Annotated in this window: 11 protein-coding genes; 7 read left to right on the top strand and 4 right to left on the bottom strand. The window is 71.6% G+C overall.

The annotated features are described in order from the left end of the window. Positions 1 to 45 precede the first annotated feature (45 nt). Positions 46 to 5,031 (bottom strand): hypothetical protein, encoded by a 4,986-nt coding sequence (locus JYK02_RS36680; protein ID WP_207057610.1) that lies wholly within the window; start codon positions 5,029 to 5,031, stop codon positions 46 to 48. A gap of 943 nt (positions 5,032 to 5,974) precedes the next feature. Here JYK02_RS36680 and JYK02_RS36675 point away from each other — a divergent pair. Together JYK02_RS36675 and JYK02_RS36670 are read left to right on the top strand one after the other, a co-directional pair. Beyond that, entirely contained in the window at positions 5,975 to 6,475 is a 501-nt protein-coding gene (locus JYK02_RS36675; protein WP_207057609.1) for a GNAT family N-acetyltransferase, read from the top strand. A gap of 74 nt (positions 6,476 to 6,549) precedes the next feature. Then, positions 6,550 to 7,299: an endonuclease III domain-containing protein gene (locus JYK02_RS36670; RefSeq protein ID WP_207057608.1), complete on the top strand. Its 750-nt coding sequence runs from the start codon at positions 6,550 to 6,552 to the stop codon at positions 7,297 to 7,299. A gap of 9 nt (positions 7,300 to 7,308) precedes the next feature. On the opposite strand, the gene JYK02_RS36665 is transcribed toward JYK02_RS36670, so the two are convergent. Beyond that, complete coding sequence (locus JYK02_RS36665; protein WP_207057607.1) at positions 7,309 to 8,577, bottom strand: phospholipase D-like domain-containing protein; 1,269 nt, start codon at positions 8,575 to 8,577, stop codon at positions 7,309 to 7,311. Between the two features lie 151 nt (positions 8,578 to 8,728). Here JYK02_RS36665 and JYK02_RS36660 point away from each other — a divergent pair, with 151 nt between their 5' ends. From JYK02_RS36660 to JYK02_RS36640, 5 genes are all read left to right on the top strand, one after another. Next, positions 8,729 to 11,143 (top strand): acyl-CoA dehydrogenase, encoded by a 2,415-nt coding sequence (locus JYK02_RS36660; RefSeq protein ID WP_207057606.1) that lies wholly within the window; start codon positions 8,729 to 8,731, stop codon positions 11,141 to 11,143. After that, positions 11,140 to 11,658: an ester cyclase gene (locus tag JYK02_RS36655; protein WP_207057605.1), complete on the top strand. Its 519-nt coding sequence runs from the start codon at positions 11,140 to 11,142 to the stop codon at positions 11,656 to 11,658. Before JYK02_RS36660 ends, JYK02_RS36655 begins: the two co-directional genes overlap by 4 nt. A gap of 135 nt (positions 11,659 to 11,793) precedes the next feature. Next, on the top strand, positions 11,794 to 13,260 hold the full coding sequence (locus JYK02_RS36650; protein ID WP_242589616.1) for an MBL fold metallo-hydrolase: 1,467 nt from the start codon (positions 11,794 to 11,796) through the stop codon (positions 13,258 to 13,260). Continuing rightward, positions 13,253 to 13,702 (top strand): DUF3293 domain-containing protein, encoded by a 450-nt coding sequence (locus JYK02_RS36645; RefSeq protein WP_207057604.1) that lies wholly within the window; start codon positions 13,253 to 13,255, stop codon positions 13,700 to 13,702. Before JYK02_RS36650 ends, JYK02_RS36645 begins: the two co-directional genes overlap by 8 nt. Before the next feature lie 141 nt (positions 13,703 to 13,843). Next, complete coding sequence (locus tag JYK02_RS36640) at positions 13,844 to 15,766, top strand: bifunctional metallophosphatase/5'-nucleotidase (protein WP_207057603.1); 1,923 nt, start codon at positions 13,844 to 13,846, stop codon at positions 15,764 to 15,766. Between the two features lie 12 nt (positions 15,767 to 15,778). Here JYK02_RS36640 and JYK02_RS36635 read toward each other — a convergent pair whose 3' ends face one another. Next, complete coding sequence (locus tag JYK02_RS36635) at positions 15,779 to 16,096, bottom strand: hypothetical protein (RefSeq protein ID WP_347402668.1); 318 nt, start codon at positions 16,094 to 16,096, stop codon at positions 15,779 to 15,781. A 213-nt stretch (positions 16,097 to 16,309) separates the two neighbouring features. Then, positions 16,310 to 16,909 carry an ATP-dependent Clp endopeptidase proteolytic subunit ClpP gene (gene clpP, locus JYK02_RS36630; RefSeq protein WP_014399808.1) on the bottom strand — a complete coding sequence of 200 codons (600 nt, stop codon included), beginning with the start codon at positions 16,907 to 16,909 and terminating at the stop codon, positions 16,310 to 16,312. Between the last annotated feature and the right edge of the window lie 89 nt (positions 16,910 to 16,998).

Raw genomic sequence — 16,998 nt, 5'->3', positions numbered from 1 at the left:
ACGCGGCCGCATTCAACCCCGGAATCGTTTTACGTCAAACAGCGATCATCCCTCCCAGGTCGCGAGCAGGTCTCGCACCCGCGCGTACTTCTGGAGCAGGGCGGCGCGGTGGGCGCTGAGCGCCACCATGAATCCCACCACCGCCAGGCCCAGCAGCGACAGGAACAGGGCGCCCATGCGGTGGTCGCGCATGCCGAAGCGCACCAGGTTGGCGGCCACCGCCGTCACCAGGAACGCGGAGCCCAGGTACACGTAGGAGCGGATCCGCAGCGCGATGCCCGCGCCCACGCCCACGAGGCAGAGGAAGACGCACAGGAGCATCGCGTCGCCGTCGTTGAAGAGCAGCGGCTTCCACGCGCCCGCCACGTAGATGCCCGTCACCGCCAGGGCGCGCAGCTGCGCGTAGGCGTCCTGCGACAGTCCCCTGCGGAAGACGCGCAGCAGCAGGAGCAGGGAGAGGCCCGCGGGGATGGCGTAGTACTGCGGCTCGCCGGAGCCGGTGCCCAGCCACACGAGGTACAGCGCCGTGTTGAAGGCCGCGACGGACATGAGCGACGCCGCGCCCCGCTGCTTCGTGAACGCCCCGAGCGCCGCGAAGTGCGCCGCGTAGCCCACGAGCAGCGCCACCGCCACGAACGGCTGGCTCCACGGGACGGTCAACAGGCCCGCCAGCGGGAAGAGCCACGCGCCCGCCACGGCGGGACGGCGGAAGGCCTTGAGGCCCGCGCCCTCGCGCCGCACGAAGAGGTACAGGCCGGTGAAGGCCGCGCCGCCCATGATGGACACGAGGCTGTCCGCGGCGTCGGGGCGCGCGTCCAGGCCGATGAAGCGCACGCAGAAGTAGCCCGTCGCCACCACCGCCTGCGCGAGCCACGCGGCCGCTTCGTCCTCCTCGCGCGCCGCGTGGCGCACCAGGGCGAAGAGCAGCACCGCGAGCCCGCCGCACGCCACCCACGCCTCGCGCGACGCGCCGCCCGGCAGGCGCACCGCCAGCACCGCGAACAGCACTTCGATGAGCGCGATGCCGGCGAACGCCCGCCCCATCCGCCCGCGCACGGACGGACCCGCCACGGACAGCACCAGCGTGGCCAGCAGCGCCGTCGCCGCGCCGAAGTACGGGAGGATGAACTCCGCGCCCCGGCCGGTGGAGTGCGTCGCGCCGTAATTCAGGATGAAGGCGTGCACGGCGAAGAGGGACGCCAGCCACCCCACCCACTCGCGGTCCCGGCGGCGCATCACCACCACCCACGCGGTGGCCCACGCGAAGAGCACGCACAGCGGCATGCCCGGGTGCGTCAGCGAGCGCAGGCCCGCCACGGACAGCAGCGCCAGCACCGCGCCGCCGTGGTGCAGGGCCGCGCCCACCGCCACGCCGCGCGTGTCCAGCCAGAAGCCCACGCCCGCCAGCACCAGGCCCGCACCCGCCACCACCGCGGGAGCCCACAGCGGAGGCACGGCGGCGATCAGCACCAGACCGAGCAGCGCCGTGGCGGCGTTCATCATCAGGCGCTCGCGCGTCACCATCAGCGTCAGCGACGCGGCGCCCGCGACCAGCGCCACGGACAGGGGCAGCTCGCCCGGGCCCGCGTCCATCAATCGCAGAACCACGAGCAGCGCCACGGTGCCGGCGCCACCGGCCCACAGCGGCTCGCTCCAGGTGCCCTCGATGCCGGGCGTCAAACGCGCGGCGGCGTTCGTCAGCGTGCGCTGCACGGCGCCGGACTGGCACAACGCGGACAGCAGCGCGGAGCCCAGGCCCACGAGCGCGACGAGCACGGCTCCCTCCGGACGCCACTCGCCCACCGAGAGCGTCCCCGTCTGCCCCAGCGGCGCCAGCGCGAACGCCGCCACCGCCGCGGTGAGCAGCCAGCGCTGCGACAGCAGGAACGCGGACATCAGCAGCACCGCGCCGAACACGGCCAGTGCGCCGGGGGACGGCAGCACCAGCGTGGACACCGCGGCGATGGCCAGCGCCGAGCCCGTGGCCGAAGCGCGCAGGGACGCGTCGCGCGGGCCTCGGAAGAAGGCGGCCAGGGACTGGGGCGCGTGGTGCTCCGCCAGCGCCAGGGCCAGCAACAGGACCGTGGCCCACGGCCGCGCGTCCGGGATGAACAGCAGGAGCAGGGACGCGGCGATGACCCGGACGGACGGCAGCGGGCCCGTCATGGGCACCAGCGCGATGGCGCAGAAGAGGGCCGTGCGCTGCCCCAGTTCCACCTCCGGGACCAGCAGCATCAGCGCCCCCAGGCCCGCGAGCGCCACCTGCATCCACTTCGACAGCTCGTGGCGCGGACCTTCTTCATTGGAGCGCAGCAGCAGCGAGGCCACGGCGGGCACGTGCTCCACGACGCGCACCACGAGCAGCGGGAAGAGCGGCAGCAGCGCGGTCCACATGAACGGCACGGGCCAGGCCGACACGGTCATCACGCCATAGGGCACCATCAGTGCCGCGACGAAGGGCTGGCGCAGCGAGCGCGTCCACAGGAGCGGCAGCAGCGCGGGTCCGATGAGCGCGAGCGGCAGGGCGACGCGAGACAGCACCAGCGCGTGCCCGTGCCAGGACATCGAGGCGTCCACCATCACCGCCATCGCGCCCAGCGTGGCGACGATGCGGAAGGACTCGCCGCCCGTGGCGATGCGGCGCACGGCGGGCACGTCGTCCAGCAGGGCCAGGACGCTGAGGAATGCGGCGAGCCCCACGAGCGCCAGGGGCCCCGCGGTGTGGAGCGCGACGGTGGCCTCGATGGTGGCCAGCAGCAGGCCCAGCGTCGCGGGCAGCGCGCGAGCCGTGAGGAGCGCCGCCAGCGCCGCGCCCAGCAGGAACAGGGACTGCTGGCTGGACGGAGCCAGGGACACCGGCACCAGCGGCAGGATGAGCGCGAGGACGCCCGCGGTGGTGGTGCTCGCGCTCCTGCCCTTGCGCGCGGCGACGAGCGAGCCCAGCAGCGACGCGGCGATGAGCAGCCCCAGCGACAGCCCCGGCGACAGGCCCCACACGGAGTAGACGTGCGGCACGTCCGGCAGGAGCGCGAAGCCCACGAGCACGACCGCGAACGGCCGCACGCCGGGGAAGGTGCGGGAGGTCACCGCCACCGTCGCGGCGGCGGTGAGCAGCACGGGGCCCATGAAGACCATGCCGATCGCGCCCCACACCACGGCGAGCCCCGCGTACAGGAAGGCCGGCACGCCCAGCCGCTTGAGCAGGCCGCCGCGCTCACCCAGCAGCGCGAGCACCAGCGAGCCGCCCACCATCGCCGCGACCATCGCCTGCGTGGAGTGGGCGAAGGCGAGCTTCGGCAGGATGGCGCCCGCGAGGAGCGCGCCGTAGGCCAGGAAGCGCTCGTCGCGCAGCCGGAGCGCGGCCACCAGCACGCCCGCGCTGCCCAGCGTCATGCCCACGACAGGCGCGGTGATGGGCTGGGTGACCAGCGCGATGCAGAAGCCGCACGTCGCGATGACGCCGACCACGGCGGAGAGGAAGCGCCGCGTGCGCTCGTCGGTGAGGCGCCACGCGAGGCCCGCGAGGCCCAGGGCCAGCACGCCTGCGACGACGGCCGCGGGACCCGCGCCATAGATGCGGATGGCGGAGAAGGGCAGCGCGGCGAAGAGCACCGCGCCCACGGCGGACAGCGGGAAGCGCTTGAACAGCAGCCCCGCGCCCAGGGACATCACGGCCAGGGCCAGCGTGGCGAAGAAGGCGGGGCGCGAGTCGGCGCCCAGGTGCGAGTAGAGCGCGAACGCGGGCGCGGCCCAGGTGGTGCAGCGCAGCAGCACGTCCGCGAGCCCCAGGGAGCGCGCGTCACCGGTGCGCTCGCCGCGCTGCTGGACGCGGTACGCGAGCACGAGGCCCGCGAGCACGAACGGGAGGGCCGTCAGCGCGCCGTACTGGAAGGGCAGCACCTCCGCGGGCGGATAGCCCAGGCGCGTCTTGATGGCGTTGAGGAGGACGGTGATGGCGTGCGGGACCAACTGCACGCTGGACGCATAGGTGAGGTAGGCGCCGGCATAGGCCGGGTAGAGCCACGGCAGCCGGTTCACGGCCCCGCGCGACAGCGACACCAGCGTGCCGGTGAAGATGGCGGCGGTGAGGAAGAGCGCGGGGTTGGTGCCGGTGATGGCGCCCGCGAGGCAGGCCACCTGGAGCGCGACGGTGCCGACCGCGAGCGGATCCGCGGCGCGGTTCGCCTCCAGCGTGCGGAAGCGCAGACAGGTGGCGAGCAGGAACGCGACGAAGGGCGCGTAGGTGCCCGGAGGCACGGGAGTGCCCGCGGTGGCCAGGGCCAGGTGCAACCGGATGGCGAACACCGCGGTGAGGTACAGGGGCGCGGTGAGCGCGAACGCCAGCGCGGCGCCCTTGCGCGGGGTGGCGGAGGCCTTGCTCGACAGCAGGAAGAAGAGGGCGCACGGCAGGGCGTTGAGCCACACGGCCGGAGCGCCCACGCGCGCGGCCAGGGGCGCCAGTCCCATGATGAGCGTGGCGCCGACGAGGCCCAGTTGGATGAACGGACGGGAGGGCGCGTCGAAGGACTCGGAGGGCTTGCGCGCGAGCCAGGCGGCGGCGCCGGCCCAGACGAAGAGCAGCGGCACGAGCAGCGCGGGGTGCACACCGTCCAACTGGAGGGATTCACCGAAGCCCATGGGCCCCAGCGCGACGCCGCCGAGCGGGGCCACGGCGGAGCCGATGAGGCCGAGGATGTGGCCGGGCTTGCGCAGCGTCTCGCGGCGGGCGAGGACGCCGCCCCAGACGGAGAAGCCGACGGAGTAGCCCACGGTCATGAGGAAGACGGTGAGCGAGCGGGTGACGGACGTCATCCCGGCCCAGGACTCGAAGACGAAGTAGAGCGTGCCGGAGAGGATGAGGAACGCGCCGATGAACCACGCGATGCTCTCGTAGAGGAAGGGCCGCCACACGCGGCTCCACGTCGACGTCTCCTCCACGATGCGAGCCGTGCGGCTCTTCGGAGCCGGAGGCTCCATGAACACTTCGCCCGGGTTCGGAGGCAGCTGACGGGCCGCACGCTGTTCGTTCACGGCCCGAGCACGGGACTCGGAGGAAGCACGCGCCGCGTCCGAAGCAGGAGCGACACGGGGGAGCCCCGGGGTCGGAGGAGCGATGCCCAGGGCCGCGGCGAGATCCAGCGTGGTGAAGCGGACCGCGGAGGGCCCCGTCGCGGCGGCGGCGGCGTGAGCGCCCGGAGTGGCGGCAGCGTCACTGGCGACGGAAGCAGTGTCGCTGTCGGCAGCGGCGTGGGCGCTCGAAACAACGGCTGCGTTGGTGGATGCGGCGTGAGCGTTCGAAGCGGCGGAGGCAGCGTCGCTTGTGACAGCAGCGTAGGCGTTCGGAGCGACAGCGGCGTCAGCGGCAACGTAAGCGGAGGACTCGCTCGCGACGGAGATCTCAGGGACGGCAGCAGGAGCGGAGGCATCGGCGGCGGCGTTCACGGCCACCTGCGCGGCAGGCGCGTCAGCGGGAACGGCGTCCACAGAGGGAAGCGCCACGGGGCCGAGGGCGACAGCGCCCTCCCCCATCGCCGGAGGCACGACGGCTTCGTTGCGAGCCGCGACGGGCGTCTCGGTGAGGACGGAGAGGAGGATGCGGGCCTGCCGCTCGTAGCGCTCGGTGAGGCGGCGGCTGACGTGGGGCGGAACGTCGTGGACGTCCCAGCATCGCACCTCGTCCAGGAGGAAGTGGACGTGCGCGAGCTCGGCCTCGATGTCGGACCGGGCCCGGGCGGCGAGACGATTGCCACAGACGACGCACTGGGACGCGCTTCCCAGGCGTTCTTGTCGGCAGGCAGGACAGTACATGGAACTTCCCCCTCTACAACGACCGTGCCACGAAGAATGCCCTGGAAGGGCCAGGGATGGATACCCACCGGGGTGCGTCGGGCGCGTGGCGGTTGTGCAGGGCGCTGCACAGGTGCACACCGGGCGCCGCTGGCCGCCAGCCGCGAGTCATGGGACCGTGCGCGCCATGAGCACGGAACTGACGTTGAGGCCCATCGAGGCCCGGGACGACGCGGCGGTGGCCGCGGTCATCCGCGCGGTGATGCCGGAGTTCGGAGCGGACGGCCCGGGGTTCGCGATCCACGACCCGGAGGTGGACGCGATGAGCGCCGCGTACAGCCGTCCCCGGCACGTGTATTTCGTCGTGGAGCATGGGGGCCGGGTGGTGGGAGGCGCGGGCATCGCGCCGCTGGACGGAGGCGCACCGGACGTCTGCGAGCTGCGCAAGATGTACTTCCTGCCCACGGCCCGGGGCCACGGCATGGGCGAGCGCGTGTTGAGACACTGTCTGGAGTTCGCGCGAAGCGCCGGTTTCCGGCAGTGCTACCTCGAAACGCTGGGAGGCATGGAGCAGGCCCAGAAGCTCTACCGCAAGGTCGGTTTCGAACCGCTCTGCGCCCCCATGGGCCGCACCGGCCACTTCGGCTGCGACCGCTGGTACGCGATGAACCTCACCCCGCCCGCCTGACCGCCCACCGGCCCGGCAAGTAGCTCCAGCCAGTCTCGTCCTCCAGACCCAACTTCCCAGGTCAGGAGGCCCGCATGGCACCCAGGAAGCAACCGACAACTCCACGGCGTGCGCCGCGCGCACAGAGCGCTCGCACCGCGCACGCCACTCCGTCGGCCTCGGACAAGCTCCCGTTCGACATCGAAGAGGTCCTCCGCCGCGTGCGCCATGAAGTCCGCTCCTTCGCGGACGCGGCCATGTTCGAGCTCGCAGCGAAGGGCCACGGCTCCCTCTTCGAACAGCTCATCGCGTGCATCCTCTCCATCCGCACGCTCGACGAGGTCAGCCTCCCCGCTTCACTCCGCCTGCTCGGCCGCGCGCACACGCCCGAAGCGCTCGCGCGGCTGACTCCGGAAGAGATCGACGCGCTCATCCGCCCCGTCACCTTCCACGAAGGCAAGGCCCACCAGGTCCACGCCATCGCCGTGCGCACGCGCGATGAGTTCGGCGGCCAGCTGCCCGCGGACGCGGACGTGCTCCAATCCTTCAAGGGCGTGGGCCCCAAGTGCGCGCACCTGGCGCTCGGCATCGCCTGCGGCCACGAGGTCATCAGCGTGGACATCCACGTCCACCGCGTCACCAACCGCTGGGGCTACGTGAAGGCCTCCACGCCGGAGCGCACGCTGGCCGCGCTCGAAGCCGTGCTGCCCCGCCCCTACTGGGTGGAGCTCAACCGGCTCCTCGTCCCCTTCGGCAAGCACGTGTGCACCGGCAGCCGCCCGAAGTGCTCCACCTGCCCCGTCCTCCCATACTGCCGGCAGGAGGGCGTCACCTCCCACCGCTGACCGCCAGCGCTACCGGTCGTGCCCCGCCCACTGCGTGGCCCGCCGCGCGAACCTCCGCCATGGGTTCGTCCGGCCGCCGTTCTCCAGGGAGATCTCCTTCGAGTGCCGCACGTCCTTGTGCCAGCACTGCTCCAGCTTCGCGGCGATCTCCCGGTCCTCGAACACCAGCGACCCTTCGCTCAACTTGTTGAGCGACAGCGAATCCAGGTTCGTGGAGCCCACGACGCACAGCCAGTCATCCACCAGCATCGTCTTCGAGTGCAGCATCGCCGGCTGGTACTCCCAGATGCGCACCCCCGCGGCCAGCAGCCGCTCGTACGTGGACCGCTGCGACGCGCGCACCACCGGCACGTCGTGTTGCGGCCCCGGGCCCATCACCCGCACGTCCACGCCCTGCCGGACCTTCACCTCCAATTGCTCCAGGATGTCGTTGGGCGGCGTGAAGTACGCATTGGCGATCCACAGCCGCTCCGTCGCCGCCGCCACCACCAGGCGCACCATCCGCTCCGCCTCGGTGATGCCCAACCGCCCGGCGCTGTCGATGAACGCCGCGCACCCGCCTCCGTCCGCCTTCAGCTCCGGGAAGCACTCGCGCGGCAGGAACCCGCCGCCGGACTCGATCCAGTGCTTGGCGAACGTCACCTGGATGCGCCGCACCTCCGGCCCCTCCACGCGGATGTGCGTGTCGCGCCAGTTGTCCGGCTTCAGCCCGTCCCCCTCCCATACCTTCCAGATGCCGAAGCCGCCCGTGTACGCGACGCGCCCGTCCACGATGACGAGCTTCTGGTGCGACCGGCTCAACAGCCGCCCCAGCACCTTGCCCGCGAGCAGCCGGTAGTAGTGCACCTCCACGCCCGCGTCCGTCAGCCGCTTCTCCACCTGCTGGTCGAAGTCCTTGTCGCCGGTGGTCTCCTCGCTGCCCACCGGATCCACCACCACGCGGCACTGCACGCCCGCGCGCGAGCGCTCCGTCAGCGCCTCCACGAACCGGTCCGACAGCTCGCACGGCCGCCAGATGTAGACGAGCATGTTCACGCTGTGCTTCGCCGCGCGGATGTCCTCCAACATCCGGTCGAAGACCTGGCTGTTCTCCAGGAGGTGCATCCGGTGCCCCGGCGTCAGCGACACGCCCGTGGCCTGGTAGAGCGCGAACGAGAAGCCTTCCGGCCCGGGGGGCAGCTCGAACGGCCCCTGCATCTCGTGCTTGCGCGTCTCGTCGCCACCGTCGAACCCATGCGCCCCCGGCTGGGGCACCAATTCGTCCGTAAGCTCGCTCATGGTCCCGGCAACGTAAGGACGCCCGCTCGCCCCCGGGAGTCACCGCCCGCTCCACGCTCCGCCCGGTGAACAGCTCTCCATTCCGTCGTTGCCGGAGCCTTTCAGCGTGGCGACACTGCCGTCTTTCGGTTCCCTCGCCTGGAGAGACTGCATGCTCGACGCCCCATCCCGCCCCTCCGCCCGGGAGCTCCTGTCCCTGCCCAGCCTCGCGCCGCTGGTCCCCATGCTGTACGTCGCCTGGACGGACGGCGAGCTGACGGGCGACGAGCTGCGCGCGCTGGGCGCCGCCGCCAGGTCGCAGCCGTGGCTGGACCTCAAGTCCAGCTCCATCCTGGCCCTCTGGGTGGATCCGCTGCGCCCGCCCCCGCCGCGCGAGCTGGCCATCGTGCGGGAGCACATCCGCGCCACCGCGGAGAAGCTGGCCAGCAGCCAGCAGCAGAACCTGGCGGAGCTGGGCGTGCAGTTGGCCCAGACGCTCGCGGGCGAGGCGCCCCTGAGCATCCCCGCGGCGGAGCTGGGCAAGGCCCTGGCCTCGCTGGAGGCCACCCTGGGCGTGGACGGCAAGGAGGCGGTGCGCTCCCTGGTGCCCAAGGCGTCCCGCGTCCCGCGCGCGGAGCCCCGCTCGCACGCGGCGTCCTTCGACCCCGCGGCGATGAACGCCGTGCTGGAGCGCACCTACGCGGACGTGCGCCAGCGGGTGCGCGGTTGGCTGGAGGACGCGGACTTCCGCTACAAGGAAGGGCTGTCCACCACGGCCTACCGCGACCAGGTGTTCGACTGGCTCAAGCACCTGGCCAACGACGGCCTGGGCCAGCTCGCCTTCCCCAAGGGGCGCGAGGGCGGCGGGGACCTGGGCGCGTTCATCGCCGCGTTCGAGACGATGGCCTTCTTCGACCTGAGCCTCGTCATCAAGGCGGGCGTGCACTTCGGCCTGTTCGGCTCCAGCATCCTGTTCCTGGGCACGAAGCGGCACCACCAGCAGTACCTGCCGAAGGTCGCCTCGTTCGACCTGCCCGGCTGCTTCGCGATGAGCGAGCTGGGCCACGGCTCCAACGTGCGCGACTGCGAGACGGTGGCCATCTACGACGCGGCCACGGGCGAGTTCGTCCTCCACACCCCGTCGGAGACCGCGCGCAAGGAGTGGATCGGCAACGCCGCCCGCCACGCGCGCATCGCCACCGTGTTCGCGCAACTGGAGGTGGGCGGCGAGCGGCTGGGCGTGCACGCGCTGCTCGTGCCGCTGCGCGATGAGCACGGCAAGGTGCTGCCGGGCATCCGCATCGAGGACTGCGGCGAGAAGATGGGCCTCAACGGCGTGGACAACGGCCGGCTGTGGTTCGACCACGTGCGCGTGCCGCGCGACAACCTGCTGGACCGCTACGGCCAGGTGACGGAGGCCGGCGAGTACACGTCCTCCATCACCGGCGACTCCAAGCGCTTCTTCACCATGCTGGGCGCGCTGGTGGCGGGCCGCGTGAGCGTGGCGTGCGCGTCGCTGTCCGCGGCCAAGAGCGCGCTGACCATCGCCGTGCGCTACGGCGACCTGCGCCGCCAGTTCGGCCCCCAGGGCGCGCCGGAAGTCCGCCTGCTGGACCACCAGTCGCACCAACTGCGGCTGTTGCCGCTCGTGGCCAAGGCGTACGCCGTGGACTTCGCGCTGGAGTACCTGGTGGACCGCTACGTCCACCGCACGGAGGACGACGCGCGCGAGGTGGAGGCGCTGGCCGCGGGCCTGAAGGCCTACGCGTCGTGGAACGCCACCGCCACCATTCAAGAGTGCCGCGAGGCCTGCGGCGGCCAGGGCTACCTCACCGCCAACCGGTTCGCGGCGCTCAAGGCGGACACGGACGTGTTCACCACGTTCGAGGGCGACAACACCGTGCTCATGCAGCTCGTCGCCAAGGGCCTGCTCACGGGCTACCGCCAGCGCTTCGAGGACGACCGCGTGTTCGCCGTGCTGCGCCTCATCGTGGATCAGGCCACGACGGTCATCACGGACCGAAACCCCATCGCCGGCCGGCGCACGGACACGGACCACCTGCGCGACAGCGACTTCCAGCTGCGCGCCCTGCGCTTCCGCGAGGAGGCCCTGCTCGCGTCGGTGTCCAAGCGGATCCGCAAGCGGCTCACCGCGGGCGTGGAGGCCTTCGAGGCCTTCAACCAGGTGCAGGCGCACCTCTTGGCCCTGGCGCACGCGAGCGTGGAGCGCATCGTGCTGGAGCAGTTCCTGCGCGGCGTGGCGGAGGTGAAGGACGAAGCGCTCAAGCCGGTGCTGGGGCGCCTGGCGGACCTCTTCGGCCTGTCCTGCCTGGAGTCCGCCAGCGGCTGGTTCCTGGAGCACAGCTGGCTGACGGCCCCCAAGGCCCAGGCCATCCGCAAGGAGCGTGTGAAGCTGTGCGAGGAGCTGCGCTCGGACGCGGTGGGGCTGGTGGACGCCTTCGGGATTCCGGACACGTTGCTGGCGGCGCCCATCGGATTGGGGCGGCTGGCGCCCGGCGGTGAACGGTTCGACGACACGGCGGCTGACAGCGCCCGTGCGGGCCCGGCAGATTCCCGCGCGTCATGAGGACCCGTGTCGTGTCGTGGATGGCTTTGGGGCTCGTGGGGCTGACCGGTTGCGCGACGGTCTCCCCGGCGGAGCGGGCCCAACAGGTGGGCGAGTCCAACAAGGCCCGCGCCCGCCTGTTCACCGAGGAGGTCTACAACCAGAAGCGCCTGGAGCGCATCCCCGAGTACGTCGCCGCGGACTTCGTGGACCACTCCGAGGGCGCGCCCCAGCAGCTGCGCGGCCCGGAGGTGGTGCGCACCCAGGCGGAAGCCGGGTTCACCCTCTTCCCGGACCTGAAGTTCGAGCTGCTCCACGTCATGGCGGAGGACGACTGGGTGCTGGTGCGCTGGCGCGCGACGGGCACGGACACCCAGGGCCCGCCCACGCGCGACGGCAAATCCCGGCCGTTCACGTTCCAGGGAGACTCGCTGTACCGGCTGCGCGACGGCCGGCTGGTGGAGTCATGGGACCTCACCGACCGGCTGGCCCCGCTGCTCCAGCGCGGCTTCAAGATCGTCCCGCCAGACCCCTGAAGACTCCTGACCCCGGCCCTCGGGGAACGGCCACGGGTCGGACGCGACGCCGCCGGAGTCCGGAAAACCCGGCACCGTCGAAACGTCTCCCCATTGACACCCATGCGCCGGAGCCAGCAGGGTCCGGGGATGAGGATGAACGCGGGACCCATGCGGGCCGCGGACAAGGCCCGACAGAAGGCCTTCCGCACGGCCTTTCCCTCCTACGGCCAACGGCCGTCCTGGGGCGGCAGGTTGTTGCGCCTGTTCGGCTGGGGCCTGCTGCTGCTCGCCGCGTTCCTGGCCATCGTCGTCATCGACGGGTGGCGCGCGTTCGGCAGGGCACCGGAAGGGGCGCGGCTGGAGCGGATGGCGCGCTCGCCGCAGTGGCAGGACGGCGGGTTCGTGAACCCGCAGCCCATCCTCAACAACTGGGAGCGGACGCTGGGGGACCTGTTCCACTCCAGCCCGGAGAGCTCGCCCCGGATGCCGGTGGTGGTGGACCGCATCGACCCGAAGCGCTTCGCCACGCCGCCCGAGGACGGGCTGCGCGTCACCTGGCTGGGGCACTCGTCCACGCTGGTGGAGGTGGACGGGCACCGCGTGCTCACCGACCCCGTGTGGGGCGAGCGCACGTCGCCGCTGGAGTGGATTGGCCCGAAGCGCTGGTTCCCCGCGCCCATCGCGCTGGACGCACTGCCGCCCATCGACGCGGTGGTGATTTCGCACGACCACTACGACCACCTGGACTTCGCCACCATCACGGCGATGAAGGACTGGAACACCACGTTCGTGGTGCCGCTGGGCGTGGGCGCGCACCTGGAATACTGGGGCGTGCCGGCGTCGCGCATCGTGGAGCTGGACTGGTGGGAGCGCACGAAGGTGAAGGGGCTGGACATCGTGGCCACGCCCGCGCGGCATGCGTCGGGCCGCTTCCTGAAGCAGGACAAGACGCTGTGGGCGGGCTGGGCGCTGGTGGGGCCGCAGCACCGCGTCTACTACTCCGGCGACACGGGCCTGTTCCCCGCGATGGAGGAGATTGGCGCGAAGCTGGGGCCGTTCGATGTGACGATGATTGAAACGGGCCAGTACGGCGCGGGCTGGCCGGACTGGCACCTGGGGCCGGAGCAGGCGGTGCTCGCCCACCGGCTGGTGCAGGGCCGGTTGTTCCTGCCGGTGCACTGGGGCCTGGTGACGCTGGCGTACCACGGCTGGACGGAGCCGATTGAGCGCTCGCTGGTGGCCGCGAAGCGCGATGGCGTGGGCATCACCGCGCCCCGGCCCGGGCAGGACTTCCTCCCGCTGGCGCCGCCGCCCGTGGAGCGCTGGTGGCCCGACCGCCCGTGGAAGACCGCGGAGGAGGCGCCCATCGTGGCCAGCCAGATTCCGCCCAAGCTGAGGGAAGGACACCCGGCGCTGCCGCTGCTTCCCGTGCCCGCCGCCGTGAATCCGCAGGGCGCGAAGCCCACGACTCCGAACGCGCAGCCCGCGCCGGCCACCGCGAAAGCTCCGGCCGCGACGCCGCCGGCCGCACCGCAAGGGACGGCGACGCAGCCCAAGCCCCCATCGGACGTGAACGCTCCGCTGGGCGTGGGCGCGACGGTCGCGACCCCGCATGAGTGACGCGCGGAAGGCCGCGCTGCATGCGGCCTTCCAGGCCACGGCCTACGTCGTGCGCCCGCATCCGCTCGTCGGCGACCGCGAGCATGTGCTGCGCGTGGACGCCACGCACCCGGAACTCGACGCCGCGCTCACGGTGCACGGCTTCGCATCCTGGGCCTTCATCACCGCGTGGAATCCCCGTGCTCAGTCCTGCCCGGCCGAACTCAACGAACGGTTTCAAAAGCGTCTTGTCGCGCTGCTTGAAGCCGGGGGCCATCCGCACGTGTCCGCCGTGGGCGAGGCCGACGACCGGAGCTGGTCCGAGGACAGCCTCTTCGTCCCCGGCCTGTCCCGCGACGAGGCCCTGCGCATCGGCCGTCTGTTCGACCAGGAGGCCGTGCTCTGGGGCTCCGTGGGCGGCGCCGCGGAGCTGGTCATGTGCCTGGAGCCCTTCGGCTCTTGAGCCGACGCGCCTGTGTCATCCAGGCTACATCCGCCCGGATGACACCCATTCCTGACCCGGACCTCACCTCCGCGTCACGCAACGATGCCAGGGTTTCGCGCTTTCCCGCGAACACTGCTTCCCTCCCCAGGAGCCGTCTCGATGCAGCCTCCCGTCCCCCGCGCGCGTGATGTCGCGCGTCCCAGTGTCTTCCTCCTCGCCGGCGCCTTCGTCACCGGCCTGCTGCTCGCCTTCCACGGCGGCTGCGGCAACAACGAGTGCACCAACGCCTTCGACTGCCAGGAGGAGAACCCCGCGCCGGAGGGCCAGGGCTGGACCTGCGTGGACCACGTCTGCCAGGCCGTCACCTTCCCGCCCCCGGCCGGAAACACCGACGCGGGCACCGGCACGGAGGACGCCGGCACCGGCAATGAGGACGCGGGCACGGGCACCACCGTCTCCGTGAAGATCATCGCCTTCAACGACTTCCACGGGCAGTTGGAGCCCGCGACCGGCACCGGCGGCCAGATTGCCCAGGCGCTGCTGGCGGACGGCGGCGTGGACCCGGCCAGCCGCGTGAACGCGGGCGGCGCGGTGTACTTCGCCCGCTACATCGCGGAGCTGCGCGCGAAGAACCCGAACTCCGTCGTGGTGTCCGCGGGCGACCTCATCGGCGCCACGCCGCTGCTCTCCGCGCTCTTCCACGACGAGCCCACCGTCGAGGCCATGAACCAGATCGGCCTGGACATCGCCGCCGTGGGCAACCACGAGTTCGACGAGGGCGGCTCGGAGCTGCTGCGCATGCAGAACGGCGGCTGCCACCCGAAGGACGGCTGCCAGGACGGCACCGGCTTCACCGGCGCCCGGTACAAGATCCTCGCGGCCAACGTGGCCACCGGCCCGGACCGCACCCTCTTCCCGCGCTACGACGTGCGCACCTTCGAGGGCGTGAAGCTCGCCTTCGTCGGCATGACGCTGGAAGGCACGCCGACGCTCGTCACGCCCACGGGCATCTCCGGCCTCCAGTTCAAGGACGAGGTGGAGACCGTCAACGCGCTCGTCCCCGAGCTCAAGGCGCAGGGCGTGAACGCCGTCGTCGTCGTCGTGCATGAAGGCGGCACGCCCGGCGTCGACTCGCTCTACAACGAGTGCAAGGGCTTCACCGGCCCCATCGTGGACATCGCGGCGAAGCTGGACCCCGCGGTGAGCGTCATCGTCAGCGGCCACACGCACCAGGCCTACAACTGCATGCTCAGCGGCAAGCTGGTCACCAGCGCCGCGTCGGTGGGCCGGCTCGTCACGGACATCGACCTGACGCTGGACGCGGCCTCCGGCCAGGTGGTGAAGGCCCAGGCCCAGAACGTCATCGTCACCCGCACCGTGGCCCCCGACTCGGACATCAACGAGCTCATCACCCGCTACAAGGGCCTCACCACGCCGCTGGAGAACCGCGTCATCGGCTACATCTCCCAGACGCTCACCCGCAGCAACGTGCAGACGGACCCCACCGGCCAGTCCACCATGGGCTTCGTCATCGCGGACGCGCAACTGGAGGCCACCAAGGGCGCCACCGTGGGCGGCGCCCAGATTGCCTTCATGAACCCGGGCGGCGTGCGCACGGACCTGGTGCGCAACCCGGCGGACCCCAACGACAACGGCGCCGTCACCTACGGCGAGGCCTTCACCGTGCAGCCCTTCGGCAACACCCTGGTCACCGTGACGCTCACGGGCGAGCAGATTGAACGCCTGCTGGAGCAGCAGTTCCAGTTGGCCAGCCCGCGCATCCTCCACCCGTCCGTGGGCTTCCAGTACGCGTTCAGCGCGTCCGCGCCCGCGGGCGCCAAGGTGGACCCCGCCAGCATCAAGCTCAACGGCGCGACACTGGACCCGGCCGCCAACTACCGCGTCACCATCAACAGCTTCCTCGCGCCGGGCGGTGACGGCTTCACCGTCCTCACCGAAGGCAAGAACCCGGTGGGCGGCGGCGTGGACTCGGACGCGCTGGAGGCCTACCTCACCGCGAAGAGCTCGGAAGGAACGCCGCTGCCGGCCCCGGCGCTCGACCGCGTCACCCGGCTGCCGTAGCCGCCGGACGCTTCAGCGACCCGAGCCGCCCGTCGCGGGGCTCGCGTCGCTGGGCTGGAAGGTGCTGGAGGTGGGCGCGAAGGTGGGGTTGATGTCGATGCGGCGCGACCCCGTCACGCGCTGGGCCAGCTCATCGAAGTCCAGCTCCAGGAACTTCCCGGAGCCCTCCTCCGGGAGCGCGAAGCGGATCCGCCAGTAGTTGGGGCGGATGCGCACCGCCTCGCCGCCCTGGGCCAAGAGGATGCCGTTCTGCCGGGCGTACTCCGCGCCCGCGTCGATGACGTTGCGCTCGCCCAGCTCCGACTGCACCGACGCGGAGGCAGGCGGCACGGGCGGACGTCCGGTAGGGCCGGTGGCACATCCCACACCCGCCAGGAAGGCAGGCAACAGAGCAGCGGCAAGGAGACGGGGAGCCATTTCCAGACTCTGGACACGCCCCCGTCAAGCTGCACCGTGGGGCAGCTTGCGAAGCCGACACCCATCGGATGCCTGCCCGGAGCAGCGGCACGGGGCCTGCTCCTCCGGTCCCTGCTGGAATGGAAACTACTTGGGCGCCGGCACGCCGGAGGCGCGCTCCACGACCTCGTCGATGAGGCCGTACTGCCGGGCCTCCTCGGCGCTCATGAAGTAGTCGCGCTCGGTGTCCTTCTCGATGCGCTCGATGGTGTGGCCCGTGTGCTTCACGAACAGGCCGTTGAGGTACGTGCGCAGCCGCAGGATTTCCTTCGCCTGGATGTCGATGTCCGTCGCCTGGCCCTGCGCGCCGCCCAGCGGCTGGTGAATCATGATGCGGCTGTTGGGCAGGGCGTAGCGCTTGCCCTTGGAGCCCGCCAGCAGCAGCAGCGCGCCCGCGGAGGCCGCCTGGCCCACGCAGATGGTGGACACGGGGCACTTCACGTACTGCATCGTGTCATACATCGCGAGCGCCGCCGTGACGGAGCCACCGGGCGAGTTGATGTAGAGGTTGATGCCCTTGTCCGGGTCCTCGGACTCCAGGAACAGCAGCTGGGCGACGATGAGGTTGGCCACATCGTCGTTGATGGGCGTGCCCAGGAGGATGATGCGGTCCTTGAGCAGACGGCTGTAGAGGTCGTACGCCCGCTCGCCGCGGTGCGTGGTCTCAATGACGAAGGGGACGTTCATGGCCCCCGTACCCTAATCGTCCCCCATCCCGCGCGCTCCTCCCTTCTTGCCGGAGCGTGCGCTGTCCCACGCTTGCAACGGAATGAAGC

Origin of the sequence: Corallococcus macrosporus (assembly GCF_017302985.1) — a bacterium.
Lineage (GTDB): Bacteria > Myxococcota > Myxococcia > Myxococcales > Myxococcaceae > Corallococcus > Corallococcus macrosporus_A.
Note: the sequence above shows the minus strand (reverse complement) of the source record. Positions and strands in the feature narration are given on the sequence as shown.